Below are 15,079 nucleotides of genomic sequence, written 5' to 3'. Positions count from 1 at the left end.
GCACGCCGTGCCACGCTGCGGGAGACCTTCACCGTGACCCACAGCGGCTCGCCCATCGCCCAGCTGGTCCCGATTCGTCGACGGCATGCCGTTTCGCGGGAGCAGTTCGCCACCGGCTCGGCCAATGCTCCGCTCATCGACCCGGACAGGTTCCGTGCGGACCTCGACGACGCTTTCGAAGGGGAGGCGGACGATCCCTATGGCCGCTGAGGTCCACGGCCTGCTCGACACGAACATCCTCATCCTCCGGCGGACGATCGATCACGCCGAACTGCCGGACCTGATGTCGATCAGCACGATCACGCTCGCCGACCTGAGCGTGGCCATCGCGCACCGGATGCCGCTCTACACGACCAATACGCAGGATTTCGAAGGCCTGAAAGAACTTCTGGAGGTCGTTCCGGTCACCCGGCCGGTGTGAGGCTTTGCCGCGTCGAGGTCCGGTACTGCCCCGGTGCCTGGTCGCGGGCGCGCCGGAACGCCCGGCTGAACGCGTACACCGACGTGTAGCCGACCGAGCGGGCGATGGTGTCCACCGTGTCGTCGGTGTCGCGCAGCCGGACCGCGGCCAGGTCCATCCGCCACAGGGTCAGGTAGTCGCCGGGCGTCCGGCCGGTGGTTTCGCGGAACCGGCGGGTCAACGTGCTGCGTGAGGTCGCCAGTTCCGCCGCGAGCAGGTCGGTGGTCCAGGGTTTCGCCGGGTCCTCGTGGATCTTGGCCAGTGCCACGCTGATCAGCGGATCGCCGAGGACGCCGAGCCAGGTTCCCCTGGTCTCGGCCGGTTTCTCGGTCCGCCAAGCGCGGAGCAGCTGGACCAGGAGGATGTCGACGAGCCGGTTGAGCACGAACTCGGTGGCGATCTGCGGGCTCGCCAGTTCCCGCGACAGCAGGCGGACGGTGTCGTCCAGCCCGTCGCGGCCGCGGTTCGCGCGGATGTGCACCAGTTCCGGCAGCGTGGCGAGCACCTGGGTGGACACCGCCGGGTCGTAGTCGTAGGACGCGCCGAGGACATGGGTCTCGACCTCTCCGGAACCGAGGCGCAGCACGCCGCCGCAGTCCCGCGCCTTCTCCGCCGCGGTGCACAGATTGGGAATGATCGCGACGTCCGGGGCGCTGCGCAGGGTGTGCTCCGGCCCGTTCGGCAGCAGGACGACGTCACCGGGCATGAGCTGCCGCGGCGGGTGCCCGGCCAGTTCCAGCCAGGCCGTCCCGCAGGTGACGGCGTAGAAGGCGGCGCGGGTGATGCCGTGCCAGAGGATGCCCCACGGCCCGGACGCCTCGATACGTGCTCCGGCGGTGCCCCGGACGCCGCCCACGGCGAGTGCTTCGGCCAGGAGGTCCATAGCGGCGATGGTAATGCGACAGACAGATATGTTCATGGCGATTTCGAGCATCGATACGGTCACTTCGTGCGTCATACGATCGACGTCATGACAGACACGTTCGACTTCGACAAGATCAACCGAAGCGTGATCGCCGAGTTCCGGGAGACCGGCGGCAAGGCGGGCGGCATGTTCGAGGGCTATCCGCTCGTTCTCGTGCACCACACCGGCGCGAAGTCCGGTACCGAGCGGATCGCGCCGCTCGTCCCGCTTCTCGAGGACGACCGGATCTACATCTTCGCCAGCAAGGGCGGCGCCGACGACAATCCGGCGTGGTTCCACAACCTGGTGGCCAACCCGGACACCAAGGTCGAGCTCGGCACCGAGACGTTCCCGGTCCATGCGCGGGTGCTCGCCGGCGCCGAGCGCGACGAGGTCTACGCCAGGCAGTCGGCCGTCATGCCGCAATTCGCGGAGTACCAGAGCAAGACCAGCCGGATCATCCCCGTGTTCGAGCTGGAGCGCGTCCAGCCCTCGTCGGTTGCGTGACTGAGTGGACGGCACGTGTGATTCGACGGACGACACGCGTGTCGTCCACTCAATCACGCGTGTCGTCCGTCTGATCACACATGCAGCCTGACGGTGGGTACCTAAGACACGATCGGCTCTGACCCGAAACGCCACCCACGACAGTGCCGGTCCGGCGCTTTTGTCGGGGCCCGGTGATAGAACCGATCCGTGACCCTCAAGATCGGCATCGCGCAGCGCCGCGCCCGTCTCGCGACGCGACATCGCCTCACCACGCCCGCCGAGTCGGTGCTCGCCGCCGCGGACGCGGTGGTCGCGCTGCACGCCACGGATCCGGCGTCGGTGCACCTTTCGGCGTGGGCGCGCGTGAAGGGCGACGGCGTCGCCGAGCTGGAGAGCGCGCTCTACGAGGAGCGCACGCTGATCCGGATGCTCGGCATGCGCCGCACGGTCTTCGTCCTCGGGCACGAGAACGCGGCGCTCGTGCAGGCCGCGTGTTCCGCCGACATCGCCAAGAAACAGCGCCGCCTGCTCGAGCAGCACCTCGGCACACAGGGGCATCCGGAGAACGTGCCGGAGCCGGAACGCTGGCTCGCCGAGGTCGAGGACGCGACGGAGCGCGCGCTGAAGGCCCGCGGTTCCGCCACGGCGCAGGAGCTCTCCCAGGACGAGCCGCGCCTGAAGCAGCAACTCCTGATGGCGAAGGGAAAGCCGTACGAGGCGATCGCCAACGTCACCAGCCGGGTCCTGTTCCAGCTCGCGGTCGACGGCCGCATCGTGCGCGGCCGCCCGCGCGGGAGCTGGATCAGCAGTCAGTACTACTGGGCGCCGATGGCGGGTTGGCTGCCGCAGGGCCTCGCCAACTGGGACGCCGACGCCGCCAGGGTCGAGCTCGCCCGAAGGTGGCTCTACGCCTACGGGCCCGCCCCGATCGCGGACCTCCGCTGGTGGACGGGCTGGACGATCGGCCAGACGAAGAAGGCGCTCGCGGAGATTCAGCCGGTCGAGGTCGATCTCGACGGTGTCCCCGGCGTGGTGCTCGCCGACGATCTGGAGCCGGTCGCGGAACCCGGGCCCTGGGTCGCCCTGCTCCCGTCACTGGACCCGACGGCGATGGGGTGGATCGAGCGCGACTGGTACCTCGGCCCGCACAAGGCGCCGCTGTTCGACGGCACCGGCAACATCGGGCCCACCGTCTGGGCCGACGGCCGCATCGTCGGCGGCTGGGCGCAGCGTCCGGACGGCGAGGTCGTCCATCACCTCCTGGAGGACGTGGGTGCGGACGTCGAACGGGCCGTCGAGGCGGAGGCGAACCACCTGGCCGAGTGGTTCGGGGAGGTGCGAGTCACGCCACGGATGCGCACGCCGCTGGAGCGACGGCTAGCACAGTGAAGCTGAGAGTTTTCCCAAGACGTCCTGGTAGCGACGCACTTAATCGATTCTTGACCTGACCCACCGAGTGGTGGAAGTCTCGTCAGGGCAAAGAGGGTCGCCCGAGCACGCACGCTAGGGTTGCGCCCGAGTAAAGGACGTCTTACCGGGGCGATCCCGGACGAGTCTCAAGGGAGTGGCAGCAGTGACGGTTCGCGTAGGTGTCAACGGCTTCGGCCGCATCGGCCGCAACTTCTTCCGGGCCGTGCAGGCCGCCGGTCACGACATCGAGGTGGTCGCGTTCAACGACCTCGGCGACGTCGCCACCATGGCCCACCTGCTGAAGTACGACTCCATCCTCGGCCGCTTCCCGGGCGAGGTCAGCGTCAGCGACGAGGGCATCGTCGTCGACGGCAAGACGATCAAGGCCCTCGCCGAGCGCGACCCGGCCAACCTGCCCTGGGGCGACCTCGGCGTGGACGTCGTCGTCGAGTCGACCGGTTTCTTCACCAACGGCGACGCCGCCAAGGCGCACATCGCCGGTGGCGCCAAGAAGGTCATCATCTCCGCGCCCGCCAAGGGCGAGGACCTGACCGTGGTGCTGGGCGTCAACGACGACAAGTACGACGGTTCGCAGACCATCATCTCGAACGCGTCCTGCACCACCAACTGCCTCGGCCCGCTGGCCAAGGTCCTCAACGACGCCTTCGGCATCGAGCAGGGCCTGATGACCACGATCCACGCGTACACGCAGGACCAGAACCTGCAGGACGCCCCGCACAAGGACCTGCGCCGCGCCCGCGCCGCCGCGCTCTCCATGGTCCCGACCTCGACCGGTGCCGCCAAGGCCATCGGCCTGGTCCTGCCGGAGCTCAACGGCAAGCTCGACGGCTACGCGGTCCGCGTCCCGGTCCCGACCGGTTCGGCCACCGACCTCACCGTCACGCTGACCAAGAGCGCGACCCTCGAGGAGATCAACGCCGCGTACAAGGCCGCCGCCGAGGGCCCCCTGGCCGGCATCCTGCGCTACAGCGACGACCCGATCGTCTCGGCCGACATCGTCACCGACCCGGCGTCCTGCATCTACGACGCGCCGCTGACCAAGGTCATCGGCAACCAGGTCAAGGTCGTCGGCTGGTACGACAACGAGTGGGGCTACTCCAACCGCCTCGCCGACCTCGTCAAGCTCGTCGGCACCAAGCTCTCCTGAGCCATGGCGCTGAAGAACCTCGAAGACCTGCTGGGCGAGGACGTCTCAGGCCGGTACGTACTCGTGCGTTCCGACCTGAACGTCCCGCTCGACGGGGAGACCATCACCGACGACGGCCGCGTCCGCGCGGCCCTGCCGACCCTCAAGCGGCTCGCCGAGGCGGGCGCGAAGGTGGTCGTCACGGCGCACCTCGGCCGTCCGAAGGGCGAGCCGGACCCGAAGTTCTCGCTCGCGCCCGTCGCCGCGAAGCTCACCGAGCTGCTCGGCGTCGATGTCCCGCTGGCGAGTGACCTGGTCGGCGAGTCCGCCAAGGCCACCGTCGCCGGCCTGACCGACGGCCAGGTGGCCCTGCTGGAGAACGTGCGGTTCGACGCGCGCGAGACCAGCAAGGTCGAGGCCGAGCGTCAGGAACTGGCCGCCGAGCTGGCCGCGCTCGTCCCGGGCGGCGCGTTCGTGTCCGACGGTTTCGGTGTCGTGCACCGCAAGCAGGCCTCGGTCTACGAGATCGCGCGGGCGCTTCCGGCGTACGCGGGCGGGCTCGTGCTGGCGGAGGTCGACGTCCTCAAGAAGCTGACCGAGGACCTCGCACGGCCGTACGTCGTCGTCCTCGGCGGCGCGAAGGTGTCGGACAAGCTGGGCGTCATCGCCAACCTGCTGACCAAGGTCGACAGGCTGCTCATCGGCGGCGGCATGGCGTACACCTTCCTCAAGGCCCAGGGCCACGAGGTCGGGAACTCGCTGCTGCAGGAGGACCAGCTGGACCAGGTCCGCGGCTTCCTCGCCGAGGCGGAGAAGCGCGGCGTCGAGCTGATCCTGCCGGTGGACGTCCTCGCCGCGACGGGTTTCGCCGCCGACGCGGAGTTCGACGTCGTCGACGCGAAGGCCATCCCCGCCGAGCGCATGGGCCTCGACATCGGCCCGAAGTCGCGTGAGCTGTTCGCGGGCAAGCTGGCCGACGCGGCGACCGTGTTCTGGAACGGCCCGATGGGTGTGTTCGAGTTCGAGTCCTTCGCCGGCGGCACCCGTGCCGTGGCCGAAGCGCTGGTCAAGAGCGACGCCTTCACCGTGGTCGGCGGCGGCGACTCCGCCGCGGCCGTGCGGCAGCTCGGCCTGCCGGAGGACGGCTTCTCGCACATCTCGACCGGCGGCGGCGCGTCGCTGGAGTACCTGGAGGGCAAGGAACTGCCCGGAGTCGCTGTGCTGGGAGAGAACGACTAGTGGCGCGCAAACCGCTCATCGCCGGCAACTGGAAGATGAACCAGAACCACCTCGAAGCCATCGCGCTGGTTCAGAAGATCGCCTTCGCCCTGCCGGAGAAGTACTACGCGAAGGTCGACGTCGCGGTCCTGCCGCCGTTCACCGACATCCGCAGCGTCCAGACGCTGACCGACGGCGACAAGCTGTCGCTCACCTACGGCGCCCAGGACCTGTCGCCGCACGACTCCGGTGCCTACACCGGTGACGTGTCGGGCCCGATGCTGGCGAAGCTGGGTTGCAGCTTCGTCACCGTCGGGCACTCGGAGCGGCGTGAGTACCACGGCGAGTCCGACGAGCTGGTGAACAAGAAGGTCAAGGCCGCGCTCAAGCACGGCATCACGCCGATCCTGTGCGTGGGGGAGAAGCTCGAGGTCCGCGAGGCCGGGGAGCACATCGCCCACACCACGACCCAGCTGGTCGAGGGCCTCAAGGGGCTCAAGGCCGAGCAGGTCAAGGACGTCGTCGTCGCCTACGAGCCCGTCTGGGCGATCGGGACCGGCAAGGTCGCGACCCCGCAGGACGCCGAGGAGGTGTGCGGAGCCATCCGCGCCACCCTCGCCGAGAAGTACGGTGCCGAGGTCGCGTCCTCGGTCCGCGTGCTCTACGGCGGCTCGGCCAAGGCCAACAACATCAGTGACCTCGTCGCCTGCGAGAACATCGATGGTGCGCTCGTCGGTGGTGCCAGCCTGGATGGTGACGAGTTCACCAAACTCTGCGCACTCGCCGCGGGCGGGCCCCTGCCCTGATCGGGGCACCTACCGGGTAACCTGGGTATCCGGTCCGTCACACAGCAGTGGACGAGTCCAGGAGTACGGTGTGTCCTGGTGGCCAAGAGCCGCCTGTGCACACCGTTTTCCTGCATTCTCCAAGAGCGCAGAGGATGACATGAAGCTGTTCCTGCAAATCCTGTTGATCGCCTCCAGCGTGCTGCTGGTGGTCGCCGTGTTGCTGCACCGCGGCCGTGGTGGCGGTCTTTCTTCGCTGTTCGGTGGCGGTATGCAGTCGAGCCTGTCCGGCTCGAGCGTGGCCGAGAAGAACCTCGACCGGATCACGCTGCTGCTGGGCGCGGTGTGGCTGATCAGCATCATCGGCCTCGGGCTCCTGCTCAAGGTCTGACCGATCCAGGTGTTTCGGCGTGCCTATGGGGGGCGCGCCGCCGATCCCTATAGGTGTGAGGATTCATGGTTGGCGGTAACGCGATTCGGGGCACCCGTGTGGGTGCCGGGCCTTCGGGCGAATCGGAGCGGGGTGAGTCGGCGCCGCGGCGCCGTATTTCCTACTGGTGCGCCAACGGGCACGAGGCACAGCCCTCGTTCTCGATGGACGCCGAGATTCCCGACGAGTGGGACTGCCCGCGGTGCGGGCTTCCCGGTGGGCAGGACGAGAAGAACCCTCCTGCCGCGCCGCGGACCGAGCCTTACAAGACTCACCTCGCGTACGTGAAGGAACGGCGTTCCGACGCCGACGGCGAGGCCATTCTCGCCGAGGCGCTGGAGCGGTTGCGCCAGCGCCGGGAGATCTGAGACTCCCCGAGGCCTATCGGTCGAGCGGGTACCGGGCACGCACCCGGAACCCGCCGTCCTCGGTGTCGGCGGTTTCGAAGCTCCCACCCAGCAGTCGAGCGCGTTCGGCCAGCCCGGTCAGCCCGTGCCCTCCCGAGGGCAGGGCCGCACCGGGGGTCCGAGCGCGCTCATTGCGTATTTCGACCTTGAGCGAACCGTGCTCGCCCTGGATCCGGATGGTCGCGGTGGCGCCCGGTGCGTGCTTGTGCACGTTGGTCAGGCATTCCTGCACGGTCCGATAGGCCGCCGCCGAAACCTGGCTGGGCAGGAGATCCGGGATCCGCTCGACGGTGAGGTGCACCGGGACGTCCGAGCCGCGGATCAGCCGGTCGAGTTCGTTGATCCCCGGCCGCGGCCCGTCGTCTTCGGAGCCCGAGCGGAGCACGCTCACGAGTGAGCGCAGTTCTTCGAGTGTCTTGGTGCTCAGCTTCCGGATGACCTGCGCGGTTTCGAGCGACCGGGCGTCGGTCGTCTGCGCCTGCAGCGCGCCGGCCTGCATGGCGATCAGCGTGATCTGGTGCGAGACGACGTCGTGCATCTCCCGCGCGAGGCGGGCGCGCTCCTCGGCGCGGACGGCGTCGGCGTGGAAGCGGCGCTCGCGGTCGCGGCTGGCGGCGAGTTCGGACAGCTTCTGCGAGATCTCGGTCCGCGCTCCGATGAGCAGGCCGATGGCCACCGGCATCCCGGCGACGATGACGCCGTAGATGCCGTCCAGGACGTGTTCGCGCCAGCTGAGCTCGACGAAGTCGGCCAGCGGCCACTGCACGAAGCGGCAGGTGAAGACGAGCGCGAACCCGGTCCAGGTCTGCCAGTGCATCTGTTTGCGGGTGGCGAGGAAGCCGAGCGCGATCATCGCGGCCAGCTGCGACCAGCCCGCCAGGAAGCCGGGGACGGTGACGATCACCGCGAGGAACGGCAGCTTGCGCCGGAAGGCGAGGCCGAGGCACGCGGCGCCGGACAGGTAGATCGAGTACGGCTGGGCCTTCTCGGGGATCACCAGCCAGACGTCGAGCGCGGCCAGGAAGATCGCGAGTGTGTCGATGCCCAGCGCGACCAGCGCCGGACGTTTGATCTTGGCGAACGACATGACCCCGGCGGCACGGCGCATCCGGTCGGCGGCGTCCGCTCCGGAGCCGCCCACCGAGATACCTGGCATCGAGAGACCCTCTGTGCTCATCGCTGGCGACCTCACTCGTCTTGTGGACTTGGATGGTGAGACGTGTTCTTCGCCCGATCGGGACGCGCAGGAACGAACAAATGTGCGGATGCTAACGGGTGGATGTACAAGGGCGGTAAGTTTCCCCCAGTCGGGCTAGCGACTGGCCGGTCACTGTCCGTTCTGCGGACAAGTGCATGAACGTTCGGTCGGTCGAATCCACACCGGACCACCCGGGCTCGGTGGTCCGCTGATCATTTCGACGCGCGAACAAGTCCTCTCTGATGCCGAAGCCGCCGGAAGTTGATCTATGTCACGTTTCGCGGTCGCGCGGTGACCCTGCCGCGCGAAGTCCGTGAAGGCCTCCTTCACTACCTTCAGGGTAGGGAAGGAGGCCTTCACGGACTTCCGCCATGAGGGTGTCACCACCGCAGCCGCCCGGTGGGTCGTGAGCAGACTCGTAACTCGCGTGATCGAAGACGTAACTCGCGTGATTGGAGACGTAACTCGCGTGTCGCGCCTCCAATCACGCTAGTTACGTCTCTGATCACGCAAGTTGCGCCTTGGAGCACCTCGCCAGAAGCCGCCCGGATGCGCGTGAAGGCCCCCTTCCCCTCGGCTCAGCCGAGGGAAGGGGGCCTTCACGCGCGAAACGTCAGCCGGCGGGTGGCTGGTAGACCTTCGTGAGTTTCGAGGCGGAGCCCCGGTCCAGCAACCAGAGCGTGCGGCGCGAGCCGCGTGCCCCCGCCACCGGGATCTCGACCTCGCCCGCACCCGCCAGCGCCTGCGCGACGGCGTCCGCCTTGGCGTCGCCACCGGTGACCAGCCAGATGTCCTGCGCGCGACGGATCGCGGGCAGGGTCAGCGAGATCCGGGTCGGCGGCGGCTTCGGGCAGTCCCGCACCGCGACGACCGAGCGTTCCTTCTCGTACACCGCCGGGCTCTCCGGGAAGATCGAGGCGGTGTGCCCCTCCCCGCCGAGGCCCAGCAGCATGATGTCGAACGCCGGGACCTCAGGGGTCAGGATCTCCGCGTACGCGGCGGCCGCCGCGTCGACGTCATCGCCGAACTCGCCGTCCGAGGGTGCCATCGCGTGCACCCGCTTCGGGTCGAGCGGGACGTGGTCGAGCAGCGCCTCGCGGGCCTGCTTCTCGTTGCGCTCGTCCGAATCCGCCGGGACGAAGCGCTCGTCGCCCCAGTAGACGTCCAGCCGCGACCAGTCGATGGCGTCGCGGGCACTGGAGTCACGAAGCTCCCGCAGGATCGCGATCCCGGTGCCGCCGCCGGTGAGCACCACCGAAGCGGAGCCCTTGGCGGCCTGGACGTCCACGAGCCGGGTGACCAGCCTGGCCGCCGCGGCGGCGGCCAGGAGGTCCGGGTTCTCGTAGACGACGACCTCGGTCTTGCTCATGAGGTGCTCTTCGCGGTCTTGGCGGGCGCCTTCTTGGCCGGGGCCGCCTTCTTCGCCGGAGCGGCCTTGGCCGCGGTACCCGTCAAGATCTTGCCGAGCCCGTTCAGCGAGGCCTCGTAGATCTCGTCCGGGTCGAGCCGCCGCAGCTCCTCGATCAGGCAGTCCTTGTTGTCCCGCCGCTGCAGGGCGATCCGGCGCGTCGGCTGGCCCGGCTGGGTCAGCATGCCGACCCGCCCGTCCGGCCGGTGCAGTTCCACCGGACCGGAACGCCGGTCCAGCGTCACCGAGATGATGCCCGCCGCGCCGCTGCTCTTGACCCGCTTCACCGGCACCTTGAGGTACTCGGCCAGCCAGCCGGCGAGCAGTTCGGTCGACGGCGAGTCGGCCTCGCCGGTCACGGTCGCGCCGGTGACCTTCTCGTACGGCGGAAGGTCCAAAGCGGACACCAGCTGCGCGCGCCACCGGGTCAGCCGGGTCCACGCCAGGTCGGTGTCACCCTCCACATAGGACTTCGCCCGCGTGGTGAGTGCCCTTATGGGCGCCTTTTCCGCCGCCGAGTCGGTGATCCGGCGCTGTGCCAGCTCACCGAGCGGGTCCTTGGCCGGAGCCTTCGGGCCGGTGCCGGGCCACCAGGTGACGATCGGCGCGTCCGGCAGCAGCAGCGGCACGACCGCGCTCTGCCCCTGCGTGGCCAGGGGACCGTAGAGCCGCAGGACGATGACCTCGCTCGCGCCGGCGTCGCCGCCGACCCGGATCTGGCCATCGATCCGCGGCGCGGCGGTCCGCGCGCCCTTGGCCACCACGATCACCCGCGAGGGGTGTTCCCGGCTGGCTTCGTTGGCGGCCTCGATCGCCTCTTCGAGCCGATCGTCGTCGTCGGCCACTATGACCAGCGTCAGCACGCGGCCGAGCGCCACCTGCCCGCCCTGTTCGCGGATCTCGACGAGTTTCTTGTTCAGCTGCGACGTCGTGGTCGACGGCAGGTCGATGATCACGGACGCCTCCAGTTCCGGCCGGTACGTTCCAGCATTTCGTCGGCGGACGGCGGTCCCCACGAACCGGGCGGGTACGCCTCGGGCGCGCCCTTCTTGGCCCAGTGGTCGAGGATCGGGTCCAGGATCTCCCAGGACAGTTCGACCTCTTCGTTCACCGGGAACAACGACGGCTCGCCGAGCAGCACGTCCAGGATGAGCCGCTCGTAGGCCTCCGGGGACGACTCGGTGAAGGCGTGCCCGTAACCGAAGTCCATCGTGACGTCGCGGACCTCCATCGTGGTCCCCGGCACCTTCGACCCGAACCGCAGCGTGATGCCCTCGTCGGGCTGCACCCGGATCACCAGCGCGTTCTGGCCCAGTTCCTCGGTCGAGGTGGAGTCGAACGGCAGATGCGGCGCCCGTTTGAACACCACGGCGATCTCGGTGACCCGGCGGCCCAGCCGCTTGCCGGTGCGCAGGTAGAAGGGCACGCCCGCCCAGCGGCGGTTCTGCACCTCCAGCGTCACCGCCGCGTAGGTCTCGGTGGTCGAGTCCTTCGCGAAACCGCCTTCCTGCAGCAGGCCCGGCACCTTCATACCACCCTGCCAGCCGCCCGCGTACTGCCCGCGCGCGGTGGTCTCTTCGAGCGGGCCCAAGGGCTTCGTCGCCGAAAGCACCTTGACCTTTTCCGCGCGGAGAGCGCGCGGAGCGAACGAAACCGGCTCCTCCATCGCGGTCAGCGCGAGGAGCTGCAACAGGTGGTTCTGGATGACGTCGCGTGCGGCGCCGATACCGTCGTAGTACCCCGCGCGGCCGCCGAGGCCGATGTCCTCGGCCATGGTGATCTGCACGTGGTCGACGTAGTTGGCGTTCCAGATCGGCTCGAACAGCTGGTTCGCGAAGCGCAGCGCCAGCAGGTTCTGCACCGTCTCCTTGCCGAGGTAGTGGTCGATGCGGAACACCGACTCCTCGGGGAAGACGTCGTTCACGATCTCGTTGAGCTCCTTGGCGCTCTTGAGGTCGCGGCCGAACGGCTTCTCGATGACGACGCGGCGCCAGGTGTCCTCGCTCGCGTCGGCGAGGCCGGAGCGGGCGAGCTGCTTGGTCACCACCGGGAAGGCGCTCGGCGGGATCGACAGATAGAACGCGGTGTTGCCCCCGGTGCCGCGCTCGGCGTCGAGGTCCTTGACCGTCTGCGCGAGCTTGTCGAAGGCCTCGTCGTCGTCGAAGGTGCCCTGGACGAACCGGATGCCCTCGGCGAGCCGGTTCCACACCGACTCCTTGAACGGCGTCCGCGCGTGCTCCTTGACCGAGTCGTGCACGAGCTCGCCGAAGTCCTGGTGCTCCCAGTCCCGGCGGGCGAACCCGACCAGCGAGAACCCGGCGGGCAGCAGCCCGCGGTGGGCCAGGTCGTAGATCGCCGGCATGAGCTTCTTGCGGGCGAGGTCACCGGTCACCCCGAAGATCACCAGGCTGGACGGCCCGGCGATCCGCGGCAGCCGCTTGTCGCGCGGGTCGCGCAGCGGGTTGTTCCAGGCTCGTGTCACTCGCCGGCCTCCTGTACCGCGCGGACCAGTCCGGCCAGGCCGGCGGCCCGGTCGGTGAGGTGCAGGCGCAGCACCGGACGACCGTGCTCGGCGAGCACCTGGCCGTCACCCAGCGCCTGTGCGTGCTGCAGGACGCCGAGGGTGTACGGCCGGTCCGGGACGTCGAGATCGTCCTCGACGGCGCCGGTGATCTGCAGGAAGACACCGTTCTGGTGCCCGCCCTTGTGGTACTGCCCGGTCGAGTGCAGGAACCGCGGCCCCCACCCGAAGGTGGTCTGGCGGCCGGTCCGCTTGGCGATCTCGCCGCGCAGGACCGCCGTCGACGCGTCGTCGAGCCGGTCGAGGTACGCCTGCACCGCGATGTAGCCGGTTTCCGGGGCGGAATCGAAGAAAGCCCGCAGGATGTCCGCGAGCTTTCCTTCCGTCACCACGCCTTCCGAGCCGAACACCTCGACCGCGCCATCCACAGTGGACGGCTCTTCGCCGCCCTTGAGCGCGTCCGGGTTGTCCAGCAGGGAGCGGGCGGCCTTCTTGGCGGCCTCGACGTCGGGCTGGTCGAACGGGTTGATCCCGAGCAGCCGTCCGGCGAGCGCGGTGGCGAACTCCCACAGCAGGAACTGCGCGCCGAGCGAGCCGGTCACGGAGATCTTCGCCGCGCCTTCCGCCTCGCCGACGGCCACCGGGGTGGCATCGCCCTTGGCATCGGCGAACCCGGGGGAGTCCGGGCCTTCGACGGCGACCGGCAGGAGACCGGTGCCCTGCTTGCCGGTGGACTCGGCGATCAGCTGCTCCGCCCAGTCGGCGAAGCCCTTGATGCCGGAGCCCGTGTCGGCGATGACGACCTTCTCGGCGCCCTTTTCGTGCGCCGCGCCCCACGCCGCCGCGAGCTTGACCGCGGGGTTGTCCACGGAGTCGGCGGCCAGCTCGTCGGCCACCGATGCGGCCTGGTCGAGCAGGCGGGCGACGTCCGCGCCGGCGAGCCCGGCCGGGACGAGCCCGAACGCGGTCAGCGCCGAGTAGCGGCCGCCGACGTTCGGGTCGGCGAGGAAGACCTTGCGGTAACCCTCCTTTTCGGACAGTTCCGCGAACGGGGAACCGGGGTCGGTGACGACCACGATCCGCCGCGCCGCGTCGATGCCCGCGTCGGCGAAGGCCTTCGCGAAGATCCGCCGGTGGCTGTCGGTCTCGACGGTGCCGCCGGACTTCGACGACACGACGATGACCGTCCGCTCCAGGTCACCGGCGAGCGCGTCGGCGACCTGACCCGGGTCGGTGGTGTCGAGGACCGTCAGCGGGACGCCGTCGGTCGCGGTGATGACCTCGGGGGCCAGCGACGAACCGCCCATGCCCGCGAGGACGACGCGGTCGACGCCCTCGGAACGCAGGTCGGTCCGCAGTGCCTCGATCTCGCCGATCAACGGCCGCGAGGACTTGTGCAGCGTCGTCCACGAGAGACGGATCGACGCTTCGGACTCGGCTTCGGGACCCCACAGTGTGGCGTCCTGGGACGCCAGTTTCGATGCGACCTGGTCGGCGACGAGCCGCTCCGCGAACGGAGCGGCTTCGCCGGCCAGGGCGGCGTCGACGATTTCGACGCCGGTCGTTTCCCCTGCCATGGTCCAGATCAGTCCTTTGCCTTTTCCAGCTGCCCGGTGACGGTCTCGAGAAGCTCGATCCACGACTTCTCGAACTTCTCGACGCCCTCGTCTTCGAGGACCTTGAACACGTCGTCGATGTCGATGCCGACCACGCGCAGCTTGTCGAAGACGACCTGCGCGTCGGGGCCCTTGCCGGTCACCGTGTCACCGGTGATCTCGGCGTGGTCGCCCGCGGCGTCGAGGGTCTTCTCCGGCATCGTGTTGACCGTGTCCTTGACGACGAGCTGGTCCACGTAGCGGGTGTCGGAGTACTGCGGGTCCTTCACGCCGGTGGAGGCCCACAGCGGACGCTGCGGGTTCGCGCCCGCCTCGGCGAGTGCCTTCCAGCGGTCCGAAGCGAACAGCTCCTCGAACGCCGCGTACGCGAGCCGCGCGTTGGCGATCGCGGCCTCACCGCGCAGCGCGGTGGCGGAGTCGGTGCCGATGGCGTCGAGCCGCTTGTCGATCTCGGTGTCCACCCGGGACACGAAGAACGACGCGACCGAGTGGATGCCCTTGAGGTCGTGGCCGTTGGCCTTGGCCTGCTCCAGACCGGCGAAGTAGGCCTCGATGACCGCCCGGTACCGCTCGACCGAGAAGATCAGCGTGACATTGACGCTGATGCCCTCGGCCAGGGTCTTGGTGATCGCCGGGAGACCCTCTTCGGTGGCCGGGATCTTGATCAGCACATTCGGCCGGTCCACGGTCTTCCACAGATCCTGCGCCTCGGCCACCGTCTTGTCGGAGTCCTTGGCCAGCCGCGGGTCCACCTCGATGGACACCCGGCCGTCGACCCCGTTCGTGGCGGTGTAGACGTCGCGGAACAGATCCGCGGCGTTGCGCACGTCGGTGGTGGTCAGCTCGCGGATGGTGGCCTCGACGTCGGCGCCGCGGGCCGCGAGCTCCTTGGTCTGCTCGTCGTACGCCTCACCCTTCGACATCGCGTTGGCGAAGATCGTCGGGTTCGTGGTCACGCCCACGACGTGCTTGTCGCGGATCAGGCCGGCGAGGTTGCCGGTGTTCAGGCGCTCACGGGACAGGTCGTCGAGCCAGATCGACACCCCGGCCTCGGACAGCTGCGCGAGCTTGTCGTTGCTCATCTGC

General features: G+C 69.1%; 16 protein-coding genes. 9 read left to right on the top strand and 7 right to left on the bottom strand.

What is annotated here, in order from left to right; all coding sequences use genetic code 11:
- Window positions 1–33 precede the first annotated feature (33 nt).
- Window positions 34–210: a hypothetical protein gene (locus ACIBTM_RS07065; RefSeq protein ID WP_395875608.1), complete on the top strand. Its 177-nt coding sequence runs from the start codon at window positions 34–36 to the stop codon at window positions 208–210.
- On the top strand, window positions 200–421 hold the full coding sequence (locus ACIBTM_RS07060; RefSeq protein ID WP_395875607.1) for a hypothetical protein: 222 nt from the start codon (window positions 200–202) through the stop codon (window positions 419–421). Before ACIBTM_RS07065 ends, ACIBTM_RS07060 begins: the two co-directional genes overlap by 11 nt.
- On the opposite strand, the gene ACIBTM_RS07055 is transcribed toward ACIBTM_RS07060, so the two are convergent.
- A complete protein-coding gene (locus ACIBTM_RS07055) occupies window positions 405–1,343 on the bottom strand; it encodes an AraC family transcriptional regulator (RefSeq protein ID WP_395875606.1) in 939 nt (312 codons plus the stop codon). The two genes, ACIBTM_RS07060 and ACIBTM_RS07055, sit on opposite strands and share 17 nt — an antisense overlap.
- A gap of 87 nt (window positions 1,344–1,430) precedes the next feature.
- Between ACIBTM_RS07055 and ACIBTM_RS07050 the strand changes: the two genes are divergently transcribed.
- From ACIBTM_RS07050 to ACIBTM_RS07020, 7 genes are all read left to right on the top strand, one after another.
- Window positions 1,431–1,871 (top strand): nitroreductase family deazaflavin-dependent oxidoreductase, encoded by a 441-nt coding sequence (locus ACIBTM_RS07050; protein ID WP_395875605.1) that lies wholly within the window; start codon window positions 1,431–1,433, stop codon window positions 1,869–1,871.
- A 189-nt stretch (window positions 1,872–2,060) separates the two neighbouring features.
- Window positions 2,061–3,242: a winged helix DNA-binding domain-containing protein gene (locus ACIBTM_RS07045; RefSeq protein ID WP_395875604.1), complete on the top strand. Its 1,182-nt coding sequence runs from the start codon at window positions 2,061–2,063 to the stop codon at window positions 3,240–3,242.
- A gap of 184 nt (window positions 3,243–3,426) precedes the next feature.
- Window positions 3,427–4,431 (top strand): type I glyceraldehyde-3-phosphate dehydrogenase, encoded by a 1,005-nt coding sequence (gap, locus tag ACIBTM_RS07040; protein WP_038515534.1) that lies wholly within the window; start codon window positions 3,427–3,429, stop codon window positions 4,429–4,431.
- 9 nt (window positions 4,432–4,440) lie between these two features.
- Window positions 4,441–5,649 carry a phosphoglycerate kinase gene (locus tag ACIBTM_RS07035; protein WP_395875812.1) on the top strand — a complete coding sequence of 403 codons (1,209 nt, stop codon included), beginning with the start codon at window positions 4,441–4,443 and terminating at the stop codon, window positions 5,647–5,649.
- A complete protein-coding gene (tpiA, locus tag ACIBTM_RS07030) occupies window positions 5,649–6,434 on the top strand; it encodes a triose-phosphate isomerase (protein ID WP_034311753.1) in 786 nt (261 codons plus the stop codon). The genes ACIBTM_RS07035 and tpiA overlap by 1 nt, the downstream gene beginning before the upstream one ends.
- A gap of 139 nt (window positions 6,435–6,573) precedes the next feature.
- Entirely contained in the window at window positions 6,574–6,804 is a 231-nt protein-coding gene (secG, locus tag ACIBTM_RS07025; RefSeq protein ID WP_016333144.1) for a preprotein translocase subunit SecG, read from the top strand.
- Window positions 6,805–6,869: 65 nt separating this feature from the next.
- Window positions 6,870–7,211 carry an RNA polymerase-binding protein RbpA gene (locus tag ACIBTM_RS07020; protein ID WP_034311760.1) on the top strand — a complete coding sequence of 114 codons (342 nt, stop codon included), beginning with the start codon at window positions 6,870–6,872 and terminating at the stop codon, window positions 7,209–7,211.
- A gap of 13 nt (window positions 7,212–7,224) precedes the next feature.
- Here ACIBTM_RS07020 and ACIBTM_RS07015 read toward each other — a convergent pair whose 3' ends face one another.
- From ACIBTM_RS07015 to tal, 6 genes are all read right to left on the bottom strand, one after another.
- The gene (locus ACIBTM_RS07015) at window positions 7,225–8,427 is read right to left on the bottom strand and encodes a sensor histidine kinase (RefSeq protein WP_073847003.1); all 1,203 of its coding nucleotides are present in this window, start codon (window positions 8,425–8,427) and stop codon (window positions 7,225–7,227) included.
- 634 nt (window positions 8,428–9,061) lie between these two features.
- Window positions 9,062–9,817 (bottom strand): 6-phosphogluconolactonase, encoded by a 756-nt coding sequence (pgl, locus tag ACIBTM_RS07010; protein ID WP_395875603.1) that lies wholly within the window; start codon window positions 9,815–9,817, stop codon window positions 9,062–9,064.
- The gene (gene opcA / locus ACIBTM_RS07005) at window positions 9,814–10,812 is read right to left on the bottom strand and encodes a glucose-6-phosphate dehydrogenase assembly protein OpcA (RefSeq protein ID WP_395875602.1); all 999 of its coding nucleotides are present in this window, start codon (window positions 10,810–10,812) and stop codon (window positions 9,814–9,816) included. Before opcA ends, pgl begins: the two co-directional genes overlap by 4 nt.
- Window positions 10,809–12,338: a glucose-6-phosphate dehydrogenase gene (zwf, locus tag ACIBTM_RS07000; RefSeq protein WP_395875601.1), complete on the bottom strand. Its 1,530-nt coding sequence runs from the start codon at window positions 12,336–12,338 to the stop codon at window positions 10,809–10,811. Before zwf ends, opcA begins: the two co-directional genes overlap by 4 nt.
- The gene (locus tag ACIBTM_RS06995; protein WP_395875600.1) at window positions 12,335–13,954 is read right to left on the bottom strand and encodes a glucose-6-phosphate isomerase; all 1,620 of its coding nucleotides are present in this window, start codon (window positions 13,952–13,954) and stop codon (window positions 12,335–12,337) included. Before ACIBTM_RS06995 ends, zwf begins: the two co-directional genes overlap by 4 nt.
- A gap of 8 nt (window positions 13,955–13,962) precedes the next feature.
- Window positions 13,963–15,075 (bottom strand): transaldolase, encoded by a 1,113-nt coding sequence (gene tal, locus ACIBTM_RS06990; RefSeq protein WP_395875599.1) that lies wholly within the window; start codon window positions 15,073–15,075, stop codon window positions 13,963–13,965.
- Window positions 15,076–15,079: the final 4 nt, after the last annotated feature.

Source organism: Amycolatopsis sp. NPDC049868, assembly GCF_044461365.1.
In the GTDB taxonomy this organism is placed as follows: Bacteria; Actinomycetota; Actinomycetes; order Mycobacteriales; family Pseudonocardiaceae; genus Amycolatopsis.
Note: the sequence above shows the minus strand (reverse complement) of the source record. Positions and strands in the feature narration are given on the sequence as shown.

Coding starts and splice junctions, on each gene's coding strand:
- ACIBTM_RS07060 (WP_395875607.1), top strand. CDS start 200: ATGGCCGCTGAGGTCCACGGCCTGCTCGACACGAACATCCTCATCCTC.
- ACIBTM_RS07055 (WP_395875606.1), bottom strand. CDS start 1,343: ATGGACCTCCTGGCCGAAGCACTCGCCGTGGGCGGCGTCCGGGGCACC.
- ACIBTM_RS07050 (WP_395875605.1), top strand. CDS start 1,431: ATGACAGACACGTTCGACTTCGACAAGATCAACCGAAGCGTGATCGCC.
- secG (WP_016333144.1), top strand. CDS start 6,574: ATGAAGCTGTTCCTGCAAATCCTGTTGATCGCCTCCAGCGTGCTGCTG.
- ACIBTM_RS07020 (WP_034311760.1), top strand. CDS start 6,870: ATGGTTGGCGGTAACGCGATTCGGGGCACCCGTGTGGGTGCCGGGCCT.
- ACIBTM_RS07015 (WP_073847003.1), bottom strand. CDS start 8,427: ATGAGCACAGAGGGTCTCTCGATGCCAGGTATCTCGGTGGGCGGCTCC.
- pgl (WP_395875603.1), bottom strand. CDS start 9,817: ATGAGCAAGACCGAGGTCGTCGTCTACGAGAACCCGGACCTCCTGGCC.
- ACIBTM_RS06995 (WP_395875600.1), bottom strand. CDS start 13,954: ATGGCAGGGGAAACGACCGGCGTCGAAATCGTCGACGCCGCCCTGGCC.
- tal (WP_395875599.1), bottom strand. CDS start 15,075: ATGAGCAACGACAAGCTCGCGCAGCTGTCCGAGGCCGGGGTGTCGATC.